This window comes from Kribbella sp. NPDC003557 (assembly GCF_040610805.1).
In the GTDB taxonomy this organism is placed as follows: Bacteria; Actinomycetota; Actinomycetes; order Propionibacteriales; family Kribbellaceae; genus Kribbella.
On the sequence record NZ_JBEXMY010000005.1, the window covers coordinates 789,717 to 807,611 of the forward strand.

Consider the following 17,895-nt stretch of genomic DNA (forward strand, 5'->3'; position numbering starts at 1 on the left):
CCCTTGTCAGCACTCCCGTACGCCGCCCGCGCCACCGGTCTGGTGGGGTCGGTGATCGACTCGAGTACGTCGCTCCTGCACAAGCAGACGCACGACATCGTGCGTTTCGCGATGGGATCGCCCGCCGCCGAGGCGGTACCGGCGCGGATCCTGTCCGCGATCGCGACCGACGAGCTGAGCCGGCCCGACGCGTTCGACTACGCGGCGACCGAGGGCGACCCGCCGTTGCACGCGGCGCTGCTGGAGATGCTGCGCGGGACCAGCGACGAGACGACCGCCGAGCGCCTGACCGTCACGGCCGGCGGCATGCAGGGCCTCGACCTGTTCTGCAAGATCTTCGTCGACCCGGGCGACCTGGTCGTCGTCGAGTCCCCGACGTACACCAACGGCAGCGCGACCGCGCTCTCGTACGGCGCCGAGCTGCTCGAGGTGCCGGTGGACGACGACGGCATGATTGTCGACGATCTACCGCGGCTGCTCGACGGGCGGACACCGAAGGCGATCTACACGATCCCCACGTTCCAGAACCCGTCCGGCGCGACGCTCTCCCTCGACCGGCGGCAGCGCCTGCTGGAGCTGGCCCGGTCGTGGGGATCGATGGTGATCGACGACGACCCGTACGGTCTGCTGCGCTTCGCCGGCGATCCTCTCCCGACGTTGCGCGAGCTCGGCGGGGGCGATCCGCTGGTCTTCGCCGTCCGGACGTTCTCGAAGATCGTCGCGCCCGGTCTGCGCGTCGGCTGGGTGGACACCGATCCCGAGCTGCAGCCGCTGCTGATCAACGCGAAGCAGGCGATGGACACCTGCACCAACCTTCCCGCGCAGCGGTTGCTGACCGGGTTCCTCGCCGGCGGGCACCTGGAGGACCACCTCGTCCGGCAGCGAGCGGAGTACAAGCGGCGCAAGGAGGCAATGCATGCGGCGCTCACCGAGCACTTCGGTGACATCGCGCGCTGGACGGATCCGGAAGGCGGGTTCTTCCTCTGGGTGACGCTCGAGAACGGCGTCAACACCGAGGAACTGTTCGAGATCGCGCTCGCCGAGGGTGTCGCGTTCATCCCCGGACCGGCCTTCTCCCCCACCGGACGTTTCCAGAACGCCTTCCGCGTCTGCTTCGCGTCGACCGCCCCCGACCGCATCCACGAAGGCGTCACCCGCCTCCGCCGCGCCGCCGACAAGCTGGTGACGAGCTAGTCGCGGGGCCTGGTCGAGAACGGGAACGGTTCGCGGTGTAGTTACCAGGGGACGGTTCCGGCGTCGTCGAAGAATCCGCCGGTCGGTCCGTCGTCGGGCAGGGTCGCGAGGTGAATCGCGATGGCCGCGCCCTGCTGTGGTGTGCGGACGCCGCGGAAGCCGTTCAGGTCAGTGGCAGTGAAACCGGGGCAGGCGGAGTTGATCAGGATGTTGGTGTCGCCCAGTTCCTTGGCGTATTGGATGGTGATGGCGTTGAGGAAGGTCTTCGAGGCCAAGTAGCCGGTGGGAACCGGGCCCAGGTCGATATCGGCCGCGGTGTGCAGAGCGAGCGAGCCGACACTGCTGGACATGTTGACAATGCGCGGTGACGCCGAGCCGCGCAGCAGCGGCAGCATCGCATTGGTGACCCGGATGACGCCGATCACGTTGGTTTCCACGACACCTCGTACGGTCGCGGGCTCGATCGTGGTGGGTGTCTGTGGCAGGCGGCCGGTGATCGCCGCATTGTTGACAAGGACGTCGAGTCCTCCTGCCTGCCCGGCGATCGACTCGGCCGCGGCGGCAACACTCGCGTCGTCGGTGACGTCGAGTGGCACGCCAAACGCATCGGTCCCGGCCGCGCGCAGCTTCGCCACCGCGGTGTCGCGGCGTTGCTGATCCCTCGCGCCCACACCGATTCGCCAGCCGAGGGCGCCCAGGCCTGCGGCGATCTCGTACCCGATGCCTTTGTTCGCGCCGGTCACCAGCGCGACTGTCCGTTCACTCATGCCGTCGATCATGGTGCGGCCCCGGCCGGGGCGTCCAAGACCGGTCGGGTGGGCGGTGATACCGCACGGGTATTGGTCGTGGTCAGCGCCGGATACGATCGGCCGGTGGAGACGCGGGAGTTGCGATACTTCGTCGCCGTCGCCGAGGAGTTGCACTTCGGGCGGGCGGCGCAGCGGCTCGCGATGGCGCAACCACCGCTGTCGCGGGCGATCCAGCAACTGGAACGGCGACTCGGGGTCATTCTGCTGCACCGCACTGCTCGCGCAATCACCTTGACCGAGGCCGGGTCGGTGCTGCTGCGGGAGGCCCGGACCGTGCTCGAAGCGGTCGAAGCCGCCGAGCGGCGCACCCGCCGCGCCGCGGCCGACCAGCCTGGGGTGGTGCTGGCGGCCAAGGCCGGTGCGTCAACGGAACTGTTGTCGAAGCTCTTGGACGCCTACGCCGCTGAACCGGGCGCCGTGGCCGTCGAGGTGGTGCTGTGCGGGCCTGGCGAGCCGGAGAGTCTGCTGCGCACCGGGCGTGCCGACGTTGCTCTGCTCCACCGGCCGTACGACACGACAGCCGGATTCGACACCGAGGATCTGCACACCGAACAGCAGGTGGCGGTCCTGCCCGCGGGTCATCCCCTCGCCGACCGGGCGCAACTGTCGTTGGCCGAGATCAACGCCCAGACGGACCTGCCCCTGCCGCGCTGGCCTCGATGGGATGGCACCTATCCGGACGGCCCCGGCCCGCAGATCCGCGACCAGACCCAACTGTTCCAGCTGATCGCGCTCGGACTGGCCTGCGTCGTCGCGCCCGAGTCGCTCGGAGACCAACTGGGCGACGACCACGCAGTCGTGCCGGTGCCGGACGCACCGGCCGTCACGACCGTGATCGCCTGGCCACCACACAGCAGGTCCCGAGCCGTTGCCGACCTCGTCCACACCGCGACACGCCTTTAACCGGCTTTCGTCAACAATGTGATAGTCGGCAACACCTAGTTCGGGCGCGGTGGGAGCGCCTCGGCGAGGACCTGCGCGAGATGGGTGGGGGTACGCGGGGTCGCCTGGGCGATCTGTGTCCGGCAGCTGAAACCGTCGGCCAGCACAGCGGTTGTCTCGGGCAACGACCGTACGGCGGGGAGCAGCGTGCGCTCGCCTACGGCCTTGGAGACGTCGTAGTGGTCGCGCTCGAAGCCGAAGTTGCCGGCGAGACCGCAGCAGCCCGGGTCCGCGAGGCCGGCCTCGATACCGGCCGCCGCCATCAGCTTGCGGTCGGCGTCGAAGCCGAGGACGGCGTGCTGATGACAGTGCGGTTGGACGAACGCCGCTCCGCCGACGTGCGGCGGCTGCCAGCCGGATTCGACGAGGAGCTCCGAGAACGTGCGGATGTTCGCGGCCGCCGACGCGGCGAGAGGATTGTCGACAAGCAGAGCAGGCGCGTCGTGGCGGAAGGCCGCCGTACAGCTGGGTTCGAGACCGACGATCGGGGTGCCGGCCTCAAGGTGTGGCGCGAGTACGCGAAGGGATCGGGTGAGGACACGGCGCGCGGTGGTCAGCTGGCCTGTCGAGATCCAGGTGAGGCCGCAGCACACGGGCTTCGCCGGCACCACGACCTCGTAACCGGCAGCTTCCAGCACTGCCACGGCGGCACGTCCGATCTCCGGCGCCAGGTAGTTCGTGAAGGTGTCCGGCCACAGGACAACCTGCTCCGCGCTCCCCTGCGGCGCGGTGCGATGGGTGAACCAGTGGGTGAAGGTTTCCGAGGCGAAGGGCGGGACCTGGCGCTCGGCGGCGATACCTCCTAGGCGCTTGGTCAGCGGCAGGCGGGCGACGCGGTTCGCCACACCGGGTGCGCGCGACGCGAGGCGTGACCACAGCGGCAACCAGCCCATCGACCAGTGCGACAGCGGACGGGCCCACGGGCGGCGTGCGTAGTGATGGTGGGTGAACTCGGCCTTGTACGTGGCCATGTCCACGTTCACCGGGCAGTCCGACAGACATCCCTTGCACGACAGGCAGAGATCCAGCCCGTCGCGGACCTCGGTCGACCGCCACCCGTCCGTGATCAGGTCGCCCTGCAGCATCTCCCACAGCAGATGCGCACGCCCGCGCGTCGAGTGCAGTTCCTCGTGTGTGACCTGATAGCTCGGGCACATCACGCTGCCGGACGTCTGCCGGCACTTCCCGATCCCCACACACCGGCGCTGTGCCTGCGCGAAGTCGTGCCCGTCGTCCGGGTAGTCGAAGATCGTCGGCAATCTGCGATCCTTGGCCGGCCCGTCGTGCCGGATCGCCAGGTCGAGCGGCGGCGGGTCGACGATCGCGCCCGGGTTCAGGACGCCCGCCGGATCCCAGATCCGCTTCAGCTCGCCGAACAGCGCGACCCCGTCGGCGCCGTACATCCTGCTCAGCAGTTCGCCGCGCGCCCGCCCGTCACCGTGCTCGCCGGACACCGAGCCGCCGAGTTCGACGACCAGGTCCGCGGCCTGCTCGACGAACTCCCGGTACGTCGCGATGCCCCGCGCGCTCAGCAGGTCGAAGTCGATCCGCATGTGCATGCAGCCCTCGCCGAAGTGCCCGTACGACGCCCCCGACAGGCCGTGCCGCCCGAGCAGTTCGTCGAGGCCGCGCAGGTACGCACCCAGGCGCTCCGGCGGTACGGCGGCGTCCTCCCAACCGCCCCACGCCTCGGCTCCGTCCGCGCGCCGCGTCGCCAGACCGGCGGCGTCCGTACGGCATCGCCACAGCACCGCTTGCGCCTTCGGGTCGGTCACCAGGGAGGCCGTCGCGCCGGAATCCCGCAGCTCGTCGAGCATCGCGCGCGCGGCCAAGGCAGCGTCCGGCTCGTCGTCGCCGCCGATCTCGACCAGCAGCCACGCGTTCCCGGCCGGGAGCCCGGCGTGCACCGCGGCGTCGCGCACCTCAGTCGGCAGCCGGTCGACGAGCTCGTTGTTGATCGACTCCATCGTGAGCGGCGCGTGCCGCAGGACGACGGGTACGCAGTCGGCCGACGTGATCGAGTCGGCGAACCCGAGCACACACAGAACCTTTGCCTTGGGCAACTCCATGAGGCGGACGGTGGCGCGCAGGGTCGCGGCGAGGCCGCCCTCGCTGCCGGCCAGCAGACCAGCGACGTTATAGCCGTACTCGGGCAGCAGACGATGCAGCGCGTACCCGGAGATCTGCCGGGTGAACTGCCCGAACCGGCGCCGGATGAGCAACTCGTTCCGCTCGGCGAAGGCCTGCAGAGCCCGATGCAACTCGCCCTCCCGCCCCGGCCGACGCGCCAACGCCGCACGCACATCCGGACCGGGATCAGCGGTCCCGCCCCGGACCTGACCCGGTGGGTGCACGGGCGAGTCGAGCGTCAGGCAGGTGCCGTCGGCGAGGACGACGTCGAGCGATCGCAGATTGTCGGCAGTCGTCCCCCAGGCGACCGAGTGGGCTCCGCACGCGTTGTTCGCGATCATGCCGCCGAGGGTGGCGCGGCTCGCCGACGACGGATCCGCGCCGAACGCCAGCCCGTGCGGTTTCGCGGCCGCCAGCAGATCCGTCAGGACGACGCCCGGCTCGACGATCGCCGTCCGCGCGGCCCCGTCGACGTCGAGGATCCGGTTCACGTGCCGGGACGCGTCGATCACCACGCCGCCGATCGCGTTACCCGCCATCGACGTACCGCCGCCGCGCAGCACCACCGGCGCACCGGCGGCCGCGGTCAGCGAAACAGCCGCGGCGAGGTCCTCGGCATCGGCCGGTACGACGACCAGGTCAGGCACCGCGCGGTAGTTCGACCCGTCCGCGGCGTACAGCGCCCGCGTCCGCGGGTCGTCGCCGACCTCGCCCCGGAGTTCCCGGCGCAGCGTGGCGACCAGCCGCGCCGCGTCGTACGCCGACGATCCGGCGCCGGAATGCTCTGGGGTTAACATTGTCGACAATCTACCTTTCGGTCGCTCGACCAGCCAGGAGGCCAGATGGTCACGGTAGGACTCCTTTATCCCGGACACAGCGCGGAGGACGACTACCCGTCGCTCGAGGCGCGGCTCGACGGTTCCGTGAAGCTTCCGGTCGTCATCACCTCGGTCGGCGAGGACGCGCACCGGGTCGACGCGCTCCTCGATCTCGGCCGCGCGGAACGACTGGCCGAGGGCGCCGCCGAGCTGGCGCCGGCGCGGCCGGACGCGGTGATGTGGGCGTGCACCTCGGGCAGTTTCGTGTTCGGCCCGGAGGGGGCGAACATCCAGGCGGCCGGCGTCGCGCAGGCGCTCGGCGTACCGGCTTCGTCGACCTCGATCGCGTTCGTCGACGCGTGCCGGGCACTGGGCCTGAAACGGGTCGCCGTGGCGGCGTCGTACCCCGAGGACGTCGCCCAGCACTTCGTCCGGTTCCTGGCCGCGGGCGGCCTCGACGTGGTGTCGATGGGCAGCAACGGGATCATCACCGCGGCGGAGGTCGGCACCCTCGCGCCCGAGCAGGTGGTGGCGATGGTCAAGGCGGCCGACCACCCGGACGCCGAGGCCGTGCTGGTGCCGGACACGGCGATGCACACACTCGGGATCGTCGGCGACCTGGAGGCCGCGGTCGGCAAACCGGTGCTCACCGCGAACCAGGTGACGGTCTGGAAAGGGCTCCAGTTGGCCGGGCCTGTACCGTCTTTGCCAGATCTGGGGACGTTGTTCGCCACAAGGGGGAATTCGGAGTGACCAGTTACATCGAGCCGCTGGCCCAGGAGTCGACGCCGAGCATCATCGCCGACAAACTGCGCAAGGCCATCGGCCACGGGGAGCTGAAGCCCGGCGCACAGCTCGGCGAGGCCGACCTGGCCCGCAAGCTCGGCGTCAGCCGCGGGCCGTTGCGGGAAGGCATGCAGCGTCTGACCCAGGAGGGTCTGCTGGTCTCGATCCGCAACCGCGGCCTGTTCGTCATCGACATGACGCCGGACGACATCCGCGACATGTACCTCGCGCGCGAGGCGATCGAGCGCGCCGCGATCCGGAAGATCCTCCGTGGCGACCACGCGGCGGCCGGAAAGGCGCTGCTCGCCATCGTCGACCAGATGGCGGCCTCCGACGGCGATCCGGCCGCGATCGGCGAACTCGACATCGCGTTCCACGAATTGCTCGTCCGGCTGGCCGACAGTCCCCGGCTGCTGCGGATGCACCGGACGTCGATCGTGGAGACCCGGATGTGCATCCATGCGCTCGAGGAGACCTACTCCGCCGTCGATTTCCGTGCGGCCGAGCACTTCGCGCTCGCCGAGGCGCTGTACCAAGGCGACGCCGAGATCGCGGACCAGGTCCTGATCGTCCACATGGACGACGCCATCGAACGACTCGTCAACCGCTGACCGGAGCACGCCTCCGCGCCGGTCAGTCGCCGACCGCGATCCCGATGTACTTGGTCTCGAGGAACTCGTCGATCCCCACGGCGCCGCCCTCGCGGCCGAGTCCGGACTGCTTCACGCCGCCGAACGGCGCGGCGGGGTTCGACACGACGCCCTGGTTCAGCCCGACCATCCCGGTCTCGATCGACTCCGCGACCCGCAGCGCCCGCCGCAGGTCGTTCGTGAACACGTAGGCGACCAGCCCGTACTCCGTGTCGTTCGCCGCGCGCACCACCTCCTCCTCGGTGCTGAACGGCGTCAGGGGCGCGACCGGGCCGAAGATCTCCTGGTCCGCCATCGCGGCCTCCCGTGGTACGCCGGTGAGGACCGTCGGCGGGTAGAAGTACCCGCGGTTGTGCTCAGGCACCACTCCACCGGTGAGGACGGTCGCGCCCCGGCCGACCGCGTCCGCCACCAGTGAACGGACCTTGTCGCGGCCGGCCTCGTCGATCAGCGGGCCGACATTCACGCCCGGCTCGGTGCCGCGGCCGACCGTCAGCGCGCCCATCCGCTCCGCGAGCCGGCGGCCGAACTCGTCGATGACGGAGGCGTGCACGAAGATCCGGTTGGCCGCCGTACAGGCCTCGCCCATGTTCCGCATCTTCGCCGCGATCGCGCCGGTCACCGCCTCGTCCAGGTCGGCGTCCTCGAACACGATGAACGGCGCGTTGCCGCCGAGCTCGAGCGACGTCCGCAGCACCTTCTCCGCGCACTGCTCGAGCAGGATCCGGCCGACCCGCGTGGAGCCGGTGAAGGACAGCTTGCGCGCCAGCCCCGACCGGATCAGCGGCTCCATCACGCCGTTCGCGTCCATCGCGGTGACGCAGTTGACGGCACCCGCCGGGACGCCGGCCTCGGCCAGGATCCCCATCAGCGCCAGCATCGACAGCGGCGTCTGGTGGGCGGGCTTGATCACGCTCGTACAGCCGGCCGCGATCGCCGGGCCGAGCTTGCGGGTGCCCATCGCCATCGGGAAGTTCCACGGGGTGATGAGCAGGCACGGGCCGACCGGCTGCCTGGTGATCAGGAAGCGCGCGTTGCCGGCCGGCGCGGTCTGGTAGCCGCCATCGATCCGCACGGCCTCGCCCGCGAAGTGCCGGAAGAACTCGGCCGCGTACGCGATCTCGCCGCGGGCCTCGGGCAGCGGCTTGCCCATCTCGAGCGTCATCAGCAGGGCCAGCTCGTCGGCGCGTTCGATCAGCAGCTCGTACGCCGTGGTCAGCATGTCGGCGCGTTCGCGTGGTGACGTCCGGGCGAAGTCCGGCTGGGCGGCGACCGCGGCCTCGAGCGCGGCCCGGCCGTCCGCGGGCGAGGCGTCGGCGACCGCGCACAGCACCTCGCCGGTCGACGGATCGACCACGTCGAAGGTCGCGCCCCGGGTCGCCTCGACCCACTTCCCGTCGATGAACAACCGCTTCTCGACCGCCCCGACCACGCTCGACTCGTCCATCTGCACCCCTTCACCGGCTTCGGCTGCTGAGATAGGCTGATTGTCAACAATCCTACAGCTCACGAGGGAAGAGGGAAGCCCGTGGCCGAGCTCTCGCAGATCCTCAAACAGGCGACCGGCGTGGTGGCCGCCCGCGGTGAGGGCGTCCAGCTGTTCGACGAGGACGACCGCAGATACCTGGACTTCACCGCCGGCATCGGCGTGACGTCGACCGGGCACTGTCATCCGCGTGTGGTCGCGGCGGCGCAGGAGCAGGTCGGCCGGATCATCCACGCCCAGTACACGACGGTCATGCACCGGCCGCTGCTCACCCTGGTCGAGCGGCTCGGCGAGGTGCTCCCCCGGCACCTCGACCGGATGTTCTTCGCGAACTCCGGCAGCGAGGCGATCGAGGCCGCCCTGCGCCTCAGCCGGCAGGCGACCGGCCGGCCGAACGTGATCGTGTTCCACGGCGGTTTCCACGGCCGGACCGTGGCCGCGGCCTCGATGACCACGTCCGGGACCAAGTTCCGCTCCGGGTTCAGCCCGTTGATGGCCGGAGTCCAGGTTTCGCCGTTCCCCGACCCCGGCCACTTCGGCTGGCCGGTCGAGCAGGCGACCGACTTCGCGCTCAGCCAGCTCGATTACACCCTGCAGACGTTGACCACCCCGGCCGACACCGCGGCGTTCTTCGTCGAGCCGGTGCTCGGCGAAGGCGGCTACGTCCCGGCGAACGAGCGCTTCTTCGCGGGCCTCCGCGAGCGCGCCGACGCGCACGGGATCCTGCTCGTGGTGGACGAGGTCCAGACCGGCTTCGGACGGACCGGCAAGTTCTGGGGCGGAGACCACTTCGGGTCACACCCGGACATCCTGGTCACCGCGAAGGGTCTCGCCTCCGGCTTCCCGCTGTCCGGCATCGCCGCGTCGTCGGAGCTGATGGAGAAGGCGTGGCCCGGTTCCCAGGGCGGCACGTACGGCGCGAACGCGGTCGCCTGCGCGGCGGCACTCGCGACGCTCGATGTGATCCAGGACGAGGGGCTCGTACAGAACTCCGCCGACCGCGGCGCCCAGCTCAAGCAGTCGCTGCAACTGGTTGCGGACAAGCACGAGCAGATCACCGACGTCCGCGGCCTCGGTCTGATGATCGGCAACGAGTTCCGCGACGCGGACGGCAAGCCGGACCCGGTCACGGCCGCCGCGGTCCAGCAGGAGGCGGCGCGGCGCGGTCTGTTGCTGCTCACCTGTGGGGCCTGGGGGCAGGTCGTCCGCTTCATCCCCGCGCTGGTCGTCTCCCCCGACGAGGTCGACGAAGCGGCCGGTATCTGGTCCGACGCGGTCACCGCCGTCGTCGGCTGACGGACAGAACGAGGCCGGCCCGCCCTTTCCGGAACATGTCTCGCAGCAGGTGGCGATTCAGTTCCGGAAAGCGCGGGCCGGTTTGTCAGTGCCTCGGAGTCAGGCCTTCGCGTGGGCCGGCTCGAGGGCCACGGGCGGCGGCGCGTCCTCGGTGCCCGGGATCTCGGTGCCGTTGAGCGGGCACCGCGACGTCTCGGGCACCCGGGCGAGCGCGAGCGCGCCGACCAGACAGGCCGCCATCATGTAGTACGCCGGCACCAGCGAGTCGCCCAGCTTGGCCGTCAGCCAGTCGTTGACCGCGGGCGCCGTACCGCCGAACAGCGACGTCGACACGTTGTACGCGATCGCGAATCCGGCGTACCGCACGTGCGTCGGGAACATTGCGGGGAAGGTCGCCGAGATCGTCGCGAGCTGCGGCACGTACAGCAGACCGAGGACCGCGAAGCCGATGATCGCGCCGGCCAGGTTCGTCCCCATCAGCAGGAACATCGGGACACCGAACACGAACAACCCGATCAACGACGCCCACCACAACGGCTTGCGGCCGATCCGGTCCGACGCCCGCCCCGCGAACGGCACGAAGATCATCATTGTCAACATTCCGATGATCGGCACGATGAGCGACTGGTCGGCACTCAGGCCGATCTCCTTCTCCAGGTACGTCGGCATGTAGGTGAGCAGCGTGTAGTTCACGACGTTCAGCGCGATGACCATGCCGCCGAGCCGCAGGATCGGGCCCCAGTAGCCGGCCAGCAGATCCTTGAACTGGGTCGCGGTCTCCTCTTCCTTCTGGCCCTTCGCCTCGAGCTCGCGGAAGACCGGGGTGTCCTCCAGCCGGGACCGGAGGTAGACGCCGACCAGGCCGAGCGGCGCGGCGACCAGGAACGGCAGCCGCCAGCCCCAGGCGTGCATCGCGTCGTCGCCGAGCACCAGCGAGAAGCCCAGCATCAGCAGCGCGCCGAGCGAGAAGCCGGCCAGCGTGCCGAACTCCAGGAAGCTGCCGAGGAACCCGCGCTTGCGGCTCGGCGCGTACTCGGCCATGAAGGTCGCGGCACCGCCGTACTCGCCACCGGTCGAGAAGCCCTGGACCATCCGCAGCAGCACCAGCAGGATCGGCGCCCACAGGCCGATCGAGTCGTACGACGGAACCAGACCGGCGAGCAGCGTCGCACCGGACATCATCAGGATCGTGATCGCCAGCACGTGCTTGCGGCCGAGCCGGTCGCCGAGCGGGCCCCAGACCAGGCCGCCGAGCGGGCGGACCAGGAACGAGACGGCGAACGTCATCAGCGCGAGCAGGGTCTGACTCTCGGTGTCACCCGGGAAGATGGCCGCCGAGATGTACGTGACGCCGTACGCGTAGATGCCGTAGTCGAACCACTCGGTCGCGTTGCCGATCGCCGAGGCGGCGATCGCCTTCCTGAGCACCCCGGGCGGCTGCTCCTTCTCGGTGGTCACGGGCGGCCGGTCCTGGGCCGGCCCACCACCAGACGGCTGCGGGCTCACTGGCGGGGTCTCGGCGTCCACGGTCTTCCTCCTGTCGTCATACGGCCTCACCCGTGTGCCCACCCGCGCGTAAACCACACGCCGCAGGAGCGAAGTCGTAGTTTTGTTGACAATCCGAAGGTTAACCATGTGCATTCGTGAACCACAAGCAGTCGCCCCCGGTTTGCCCTCCGTGTTTACAACCCGGTTACACAGCCCACCCCGGCCACCCCGGCCACCCCGGCCACCCCGGCCACCCCGGCCATCCCGGCCAGCTCGGCTCGGGGGTGCTCGGTTCGGTTAGTGGGGTTTGGCTAGGGAGGCTAGGCCGGCGGTGATGACTGTGATGCCGAACTCGAAGCGTTCGTCGCCGGTTGCGCCGGATGTCATCGGGCCGGCGAGGGCGACCGTTAGCGGGAACTGGTCCGCCGGCAGCGATGCGAAGTACTCGCGGAGGCCGCGGATGAAGCCCTCGACATCCTCGGGCGTCCAGTTGGTGGCGCTCTGCACCGTCTCCTCGAAGGCGACCGCGGTGACGTACAGCGGGATCAGGTCGACGGCCCACGCGGCGGCCTGGTCCGGGACGTTGCCGGCCTTCAAGAGCGTCAGGATCCGCTCGGTACTGCGGAGCGCCCGCTCCCCCAGCGGCACCTGGCCGATCGAGGCCTGCGCGACGCCCGGGTTGGCCCGTAGCACCCGCAGCATCTCGCGCATCATCGCCTTGAGTTGCTCCTGCCAGCGCTCCGGGTCGACCTCCTCGTCGAATTTCATCTGCGACGCGGCGCGCTCGACCAGCAACTGGTCGAGCTCCCGCTTGTTCGCGACGTGGGCGTAGAGCGAGGCCGGCCCGGTGCCGAGCTCCTGCGCGACCTTCCGCATCGAGACCGCGTCGTACCCGTTGCTGACCAGGACCCGCATCGCGGCGTCGACGATCCGCTCGCGGTTGAGCGGCTCCTTCGCGGCGCGGGCGGGCTTCGCGGGACTGATCGGCTGCCACGGGTGCTGGGTCATACGAACACTGTACTTGACGCGAACACCGTTCGGGAGTAGAACAGTGTTCGTCAACGAACACCGTTCGAAACCTCGAGGGGGCCCACCATGAGCACCACCACCGAAACCTCACCCGAATCCCCGACCGGCACCACCTCCGACGCCGCGTCCGGCACCACCCCGGACACCACGACGGCCGCGCGTGGTACGCCGTACCGCTGGCGCTGGATCGTGCTCGCCACGATCCTGGTCGCCGAGATCATGGATCTGGTCGACGCGACGATCGTCAACATCGCCGCCCCGTCGATCCGGGCCGAGCTCGGCGGGTCGGAGTCGGCGATGCAGTGGATGCTGGCCGGCTACACGCTGGCCTTCGCGATCGGCCTGATCACGTTCGGCCGGCTCGGCGACCTGGTCGGCCGGCGGCGGCTGTTCGTGATCGGCGCCCTGGGCTTCACGGTCGCGTCCGCGGTCTGCGGCCTGGCGACCAGTCCGGAGCTGCTGATCGGCAGCCGGGTCGCGCAGGGTCTGCTCGGCGCGGTGATGATCCCGCAGGGCTTCGCGATCCTGAAGTCGATCTTCCCGTCCGACGAGCTCGGCAAGGCGTTCGCGATGTTCGGCCCGGTGATGGGGCTGTCGGCGGTCGCGGGCCCGATCCTGGCCGGTGTGCTGATCGACGCGAACTGGTTCGACGCCGGCTGGCGGACCATCTTCTTCATCAACGTCCCGATCGGCATCGCCGCCCTGGCCGGCGCGCTGCGCTTCATGCCCGAGGTCAAGACCGCCGGCGCGTCCCGGCTCGACGCCGCCGGCGTGGTCCTGGTCAGCCTCGCGTCCGGTCTGCTGATCTACCCGCTCGTGCAGGGCCGTGAGCTCGGCTGGCCGTTGTGGACAATCCTGATGCTGACAGCGTCGGTCGTGGTCTTCGCCCTGTTCGGCTGGCGGGAGCGCCGGTCCGGCAACCCGGTCATCGACCCGTCGCTGTTCCGCAACCGCGGGTACGTCGCCGGCCTCGGCGTGATCACCACGTTCTTCCTCGCGATGAACGGCTTCATGCTGGTGTTCAACCTGTTCACCCAGCTCGGCCTGCACTACAGCCCGCTGAAGGCCGGCCTCGCGATGGTGCCGTTCTCGCTCGGCATCGCGATCGGCGCACCGCTGTCGGGCGGTCTGCTCGCCCCGAAGCTCGGCCGCAAGGCGCTGCAGCTCGGCATCGCGGTGATGACGGTCGCGATGGCCGGCGTCTGGTTCACGCTGCACACCCAGGGCGACGCGACCACGATCTGGAACCTGGTCCCCGCGACCCTGGCCACCGGGATCGGCGCCGGCCTGGTGTTCGCACCGCTGTTCGACATCATCCTGGCCTCGATCGACGACCAGGCGGCGGGCTCGGCGTCCGGCGTCCTGACCGCGATGCAGCAGTACGGCGGGGCGATCGGCGTCGCGGTGATCGGCACGATCTTCTTCCAGCTGCTGCCGGCCCACGCGTTCCTGGGCGCGACCAAGACGTCGGTCCTGGTCGCGATCGGACTCTTCGTCGTCAGCCTCGCGGTGTCGTACCTACTGCCGAAGCGGGCCCGCGAGGAGAGCGTCAGTCACGGCTGACGAAGCCTTCCTTCACCAACCAGTCCATGGCGACGTCGGCGGGCTCACGTCCGTCGACGTCGACCTGTGCGTTGAGGTCGATCAGCACCTCGTCGGTCAGCTTGTCCGACACCGGCTGCAGCAGGTCCCGCAGCTGCGGGTACTTGTCGAGCACCTTCTTGCTGATCACCGGAGCCACGTTGTACGCCGGGAAGTACTTCTTGTCGTCTTGCAGCACAACCAGATCCAGTGACTTGATCCGGCCGTCGGTCGTGAAGATCTCCCCGAACCGGCAGTCCCCCTTGTCGGTCGCGGCGTACACCGCGCCGGTGTCGAGGGTCCGGATGTTGTCCCGCGGCACGCCGGAACCCAACGGGATCCCGTAATGCTTCAGCATCGGCTCGAACCCGTCGTTGCGGTTGGCGAACTCGGACTCGACGCAGAACGTCCGCTCCTTCACCGGCAGCGACTCGACCTGCGACAGCTTGGTGACGTGCAGCCGCTCGGACTCCTTCCGGGTCATCGCGAAGCCGTAGCTGTTGTTCATCGGCGCCGGTTTCAGCCAGATCAGCCCGTACTTGTCGGCGTCCTCCTTGGCGACCGCGTCGTACTGCTTCTGCTTGTCGGGGATGCCGGTGTCGTGGCCGAGGTACGAGATCCACGCCGTCCCGGTGTACTCCCACGCCATCTGGATCTGGCCCTGGATCATCGCCTGGCGGGAGGTGTCGCTGCCGGGCATGTTGGTGAGGTCCTGCACGTCCGCGCCGGCCGAGCGCATCAGGATCGCGGCGATCTTGCCGAGGATCAACTGCTCCTGGAAGCTCTTCGAGCCGATGCCGATCGTCAGGCCGTCGAGGCTCTTCACCGACGAGAGCTCCCCTTGCAGCGCGCCGGTCGGCACGAAACCGCCGCTGGTACCCAGGCCGCAACCGGACAGGATCAGGACGAGCGCGGACGCCGCCGCGACGAGCCGCTTCATCCCAGCCCCCTCGGCCGGGTGACTTCTTCCAGTACGCGGCCCGCCCAGTCGATCAGCAGCGCGAGCGCCGCGACCAGGACGGCGCCGCTGATCAGCACCGGGTACCGCAGCAGGCGGATGCCGGTCGTGATCAGGCTGCCCAGCCCGCCGGCGTCGATGAACGTGGCGAGCGTCGCCGTACCGACGACCAGCACGAGCGCGGTGCGGATGCCGGCCATGATCACCGGCACCGCGAGCGGCAGCTCGATCCGGCCGAGGACCGCGGCGCTCGACATGCCCATGCCGCGGCCGGCCTCGACGAGCGTCGGGTCGACGCCTTGCAGGCCGACGATCGTGTTCCGCAGCACCGGCAGGATCGCGTACAGGCACAGCGCGAGGATCGCGGTCCAGAAACCGAACCCGAGCCAGATCGCGAGCAGCACGATCAGGCCGATCACCGGCGCGGCCTGGCCGGCGTTCGCGATCGCGACCACGATCGGGGCGGCCCGGCGGGCCCGCGGCCGGGTCAGCAGGATACCGAGCGGTACGGCGACCAGCAGCACGATCACCGTGGCGACGGCGGTGAGCTCCAGGTGTTCGATCGTCAACCGGCCGACCAGCTTCCAGTCGAGCTGGCGCTGCTCGATCGAGTCGAGCTCGGCCTGTGACCGCCAGATCGCCCAGCACACGACCACGAGTGCGACGAACAGCGGCTGCCCGATCAGCAGTCCCCACGACGGCCGCCGCGCGCGGCCGGACGCCAGCCCGGCGGCGGTCGCCTTCGCGTCCGCGAGGTTCTCGCGCGGCTTCAGGTCGGGTCCGGGATCCACGGCGGTCATGGTGCGACCTCCGCCTCCGGCAGTCCGTTGCCGTCGGGGCCGTTGCCGTCCTGGATGCGGGCCAGCACCGTCTGGAAGTCGACGACGCCGAGGTACTCGTCGCGGCGGCCGGTGACGACCGCGCTGCCGTGGCTGGACATCAGCATGGTGTCGAGCGCGTCGTTCAGGGTCGCGCGCCGGTCGATCGTGACCAGGTCGGTGTCCTCGTGCGGCGCGGGCACGTTGGCGACGTCCGACAGGTCGACGGTCCACATCCAGTCGACGGGCCGTCGCCGCCGGTCGAGGACGACGACCGAGTCGTCGCCGGCCGCCTTCGCGGCCCGCAGCACCTCGGGCGCCGGGTCGCCGATCTCCGCGACGGTCGGCTGGGTGAGCTCGATCTCGCTGACCCGGCTGAGGGTGAGCTGCTTGAGCGCCGCGCCGGCGCCGACGAAGTCCGCGACGAACCGGTCGGCCGGGTTCGCCAGGATCGCCTCGGGGGTGTCGTACTGGGCGATCTTCGCGCCCTCGGTGAGGATCAGGATCCGGTCGCCGAGCTTCACCGCCTCGTCGAAGTCGTGGGTGACGCAGACGATCGTCTTGCGCAGCTCCTCCTGGATGCTGAGCAGTTCGTCCTGCAGCCGCTGCCGGGTGATCGGGTCGACCGCGCCGAACGGCTCGTCCATCAGGATCACCGGCGGGTCGGCCGCGAGCCCGCGCGCGACGCCGACGCGTTGCTGCTGGCCGCCGGACAGCTCGCGCGGGTAGCGGCCGCGGTACCGGTCCGGGTCGAGGCCGACCAGCTCGAGCAGTTCGTCGACGCGTTCGGCCGTACGGCGTTTGTCCCAGCCGAGCAGCCCCGGGACCAGGGCGATGTTCTGCGTCACGGTCATGTGCGGGAACAGGCTGCCGCCCTGGATCACGTACCCGATCCGGCGGCGCAGGTCGTCGTCGTTGCTCCGGCTGACGTCCTCGCCGCCGATCCGGATGCTGCCCGAGGTCGGTTCGATCAGCCGGTTGATCATCTTCAGCGAGGTGGTCTTGCCGCATCCGGACGGGCCGACGAACATCACGATCTCGCCGGCCGGGATGTGCAGGGACAGGCCTTCGACGGCGGGTTTCTTCTGGCCGGGGTACCGCTTGACGACGTCGGTCAGCTCGATGTCGACGCCGCTGACGCCGGGTTCGGATTCAGGCACGGATACCCCTCGAGGTGGTCAGGCGGCCGACGAGCAGCAGCCCGGCGTCCAGGATCAGGGCGAGCAGGACGACGCCGATCGTGCCGACCAGCGCGGAGTTCAGAGCGTTCTTGCCGCCGATCTGGGTGAGACCGGTGAAGATGAAGCTGCCCAGGCCGGGCCCGAGCACGTACGCCGCGATCGCCGCGATCCCCATCGACATCTGGGCCGAGACCCGGACGCCGGCCAGGATCACCGGCCAGGCGAGCGGCAGCTCGATGCGGAGCAAGGTCCGGGCGGCGCCCATCCCCATCCCGCGCGCCGACTCGATCAGCGTGGCGTCGACGCCGGCCAGGCCGACGACGGCGTTCCGCAGGATCGGCAGGCAGGCGTAGAAGGTGACCGCGACCACCGACGTCGCCGTACCGATGCCGGCCACCGGGATCATCAGGCCGAGCAGCGCGAACGACGGGATGGTCAGACCGACCGCGCTGACCGCGCCGGCCAGGGACGCGATCCGCGGGTTGCGGTGCACGACGACCGCCAGGCCGACCGCGATCACGGTCGCCAGCAGCACGCACTGGATGACCAGGCTGAGGTGCTGATAGCTCTGGTACAGCAGCTGGGAGTGACGCTCAGTTATGTAGTCCCACACACAGCAACGCGTACCCAACAAGCGTTGGATTCACACATCGGTACGGTCGCTACCGAAGTCCGGACAGGCCGAAGCCCCTGGTCACACCGGGGTGACCAGGGGCTTCGGGTGCTTCA

15 protein-coding genes are annotated in these 17,895 nt (G+C 69.9%); 6 read left to right on the forward strand and 9 right to left on the reverse strand.

The window, feature by feature from the left end; all coding sequences use genetic code 11:
* Window positions 1-3: 3 nt before the first annotated feature.
* Window positions 4-1,194 (forward strand): PLP-dependent aminotransferase family protein, encoded by a 1,191-nt coding sequence (locus ABZW60_RS24305; protein WP_355480345.1) that lies wholly within the window; start codon window positions 4-6, stop codon window positions 1,192-1,194.
* Window positions 1,195-1,235: 41 nt separating this feature from the next.
* On the opposite strand, the gene ABZW60_RS24310 is transcribed toward ABZW60_RS24305, so the two are convergent.
* On the reverse strand, window positions 1,236-1,973 hold the full coding sequence (locus ABZW60_RS24310; RefSeq protein WP_355480347.1) for an SDR family oxidoreductase: 738 nt from the start codon (window positions 1,971-1,973) through the stop codon (window positions 1,236-1,238).
* A gap of 93 nt (window positions 1,974-2,066) precedes the next feature.
* Between ABZW60_RS24310 and ABZW60_RS24315 the strand changes: the two genes are divergently transcribed.
* On the forward strand, window positions 2,067-2,906 hold the full coding sequence (locus ABZW60_RS24315; RefSeq protein WP_355480349.1) for a LysR family transcriptional regulator: 840 nt from the start codon (window positions 2,067-2,069) through the stop codon (window positions 2,904-2,906).
* A gap of 35 nt (window positions 2,907-2,941) precedes the next feature.
* On the opposite strand, the gene ABZW60_RS24320 is transcribed toward ABZW60_RS24315, so the two are convergent.
* A complete protein-coding gene (locus tag ABZW60_RS24320) occupies window positions 2,942-5,872 on the reverse strand; it encodes an FAD-binding and (Fe-S)-binding domain-containing protein (protein WP_355480350.1) in 2,931 nt (976 codons plus the stop codon).
* Window positions 5,873-5,917: 45 nt separating this feature from the next.
* On the opposite strand from ABZW60_RS24320, the gene ABZW60_RS24325 reads away from it, so the two are divergent.
* Window positions 5,918-6,646 carry a maleate cis-trans isomerase gene (locus ABZW60_RS24325; protein ID WP_355480352.1) on the forward strand — a complete coding sequence of 243 codons (729 nt, stop codon included), beginning with the start codon at window positions 5,918-5,920 and terminating at the stop codon, window positions 6,644-6,646.
* Window positions 6,643-7,290 (forward strand): GntR family transcriptional regulator, encoded by a 648-nt coding sequence (locus ABZW60_RS24330; RefSeq protein WP_355480354.1) that lies wholly within the window; start codon window positions 6,643-6,645, stop codon window positions 7,288-7,290. The genes ABZW60_RS24325 and ABZW60_RS24330 overlap by 4 nt, the downstream gene beginning before the upstream one ends.
* Window positions 7,291-7,312: 22 nt before the next feature.
* On the opposite strand, the gene ABZW60_RS24335 is transcribed toward ABZW60_RS24330, so the two are convergent.
* Window positions 7,313-8,776, reverse strand: coding sequence for an NAD-dependent succinate-semialdehyde dehydrogenase (locus tag ABZW60_RS24335; protein ID WP_355480355.1), 1,464 nt, complete (start codon window positions 8,774-8,776; stop codon window positions 7,313-7,315).
* Window positions 8,777-8,857: 81 nt separating this feature from the next.
* Between ABZW60_RS24335 and ABZW60_RS24340 the strand changes: the two genes are divergently transcribed.
* Window positions 8,858-10,111: an aminotransferase class III-fold pyridoxal phosphate-dependent enzyme gene (locus ABZW60_RS24340; protein ID WP_355480357.1), complete on the forward strand. Its 1,254-nt coding sequence runs from the start codon at window positions 8,858-8,860 to the stop codon at window positions 10,109-10,111.
* A 99-nt stretch (window positions 10,112-10,210) separates the two neighbouring features.
* On the opposite strand, the gene ABZW60_RS24345 is transcribed toward ABZW60_RS24340, so the two are convergent.
* Together ABZW60_RS24345 and ABZW60_RS24350 are read right to left on the reverse strand one after the other, a co-directional pair.
* A complete protein-coding gene (locus tag ABZW60_RS24345; RefSeq protein ID WP_355480359.1) occupies window positions 10,211-11,569 on the reverse strand; it encodes an MFS transporter in 1,359 nt (452 codons plus the stop codon).
* A gap of 327 nt (window positions 11,570-11,896) precedes the next feature.
* Window positions 11,897-12,607 carry a TetR/AcrR family transcriptional regulator gene (locus ABZW60_RS24350; RefSeq protein WP_355480361.1) on the reverse strand — a complete coding sequence of 237 codons (711 nt, stop codon included), beginning with the start codon at window positions 12,605-12,607 and terminating at the stop codon, window positions 11,897-11,899.
* 87 nt (window positions 12,608-12,694) lie between these two features.
* Between ABZW60_RS24350 and ABZW60_RS24355 the strand changes: the two genes are divergently transcribed.
* On the forward strand, window positions 12,695-14,191 hold the full coding sequence (locus tag ABZW60_RS24355) for a DHA2 family efflux MFS transporter permease subunit (protein ID WP_355480362.1): 1,497 nt from the start codon (window positions 12,695-12,697) through the stop codon (window positions 14,189-14,191).
* Here ABZW60_RS24355 and ABZW60_RS24360 read toward each other — a convergent pair.
* Genes ABZW60_RS24360 through ABZW60_RS24375 form a run of 4 tightly spaced genes read right to left on the reverse strand, consistent with a single transcriptional unit; the run spans window position 14,178 to window position 17,779 of the window.
* Window positions 14,178-15,149 (reverse strand): glycine betaine ABC transporter substrate-binding protein, encoded by a 972-nt coding sequence (locus ABZW60_RS24360; RefSeq protein WP_355480364.1) that lies wholly within the window; start codon window positions 15,147-15,149, stop codon window positions 14,178-14,180. The two genes, ABZW60_RS24355 and ABZW60_RS24360, sit on opposite strands and share 14 nt — an antisense overlap.
* Entirely contained in the window at window positions 15,146-15,967 is an 822-nt protein-coding gene (locus tag ABZW60_RS24365; RefSeq protein WP_355480366.1) for an ABC transporter permease, read from the reverse strand. Before ABZW60_RS24365 ends, ABZW60_RS24360 begins: the two co-directional genes overlap by 4 nt.
* On the reverse strand, window positions 15,964-17,145 hold the full coding sequence (locus tag ABZW60_RS24370) for an ABC transporter ATP-binding protein (RefSeq protein ID WP_355480368.1): 1,182 nt from the start codon (window positions 17,143-17,145) through the stop codon (window positions 15,964-15,966). The genes ABZW60_RS24365 and ABZW60_RS24370 overlap by 4 nt, the downstream gene beginning before the upstream one ends.
* The gene (locus ABZW60_RS24375) at window positions 17,138-17,779 is read right to left on the reverse strand and encodes an ABC transporter permease (protein ID WP_355480370.1); all 642 of its coding nucleotides are present in this window, start codon (window positions 17,777-17,779) and stop codon (window positions 17,138-17,140) included. Before ABZW60_RS24375 ends, ABZW60_RS24370 begins: the two co-directional genes overlap by 8 nt.
* Window positions 17,780-17,895 lie beyond the last annotated feature (116 nt).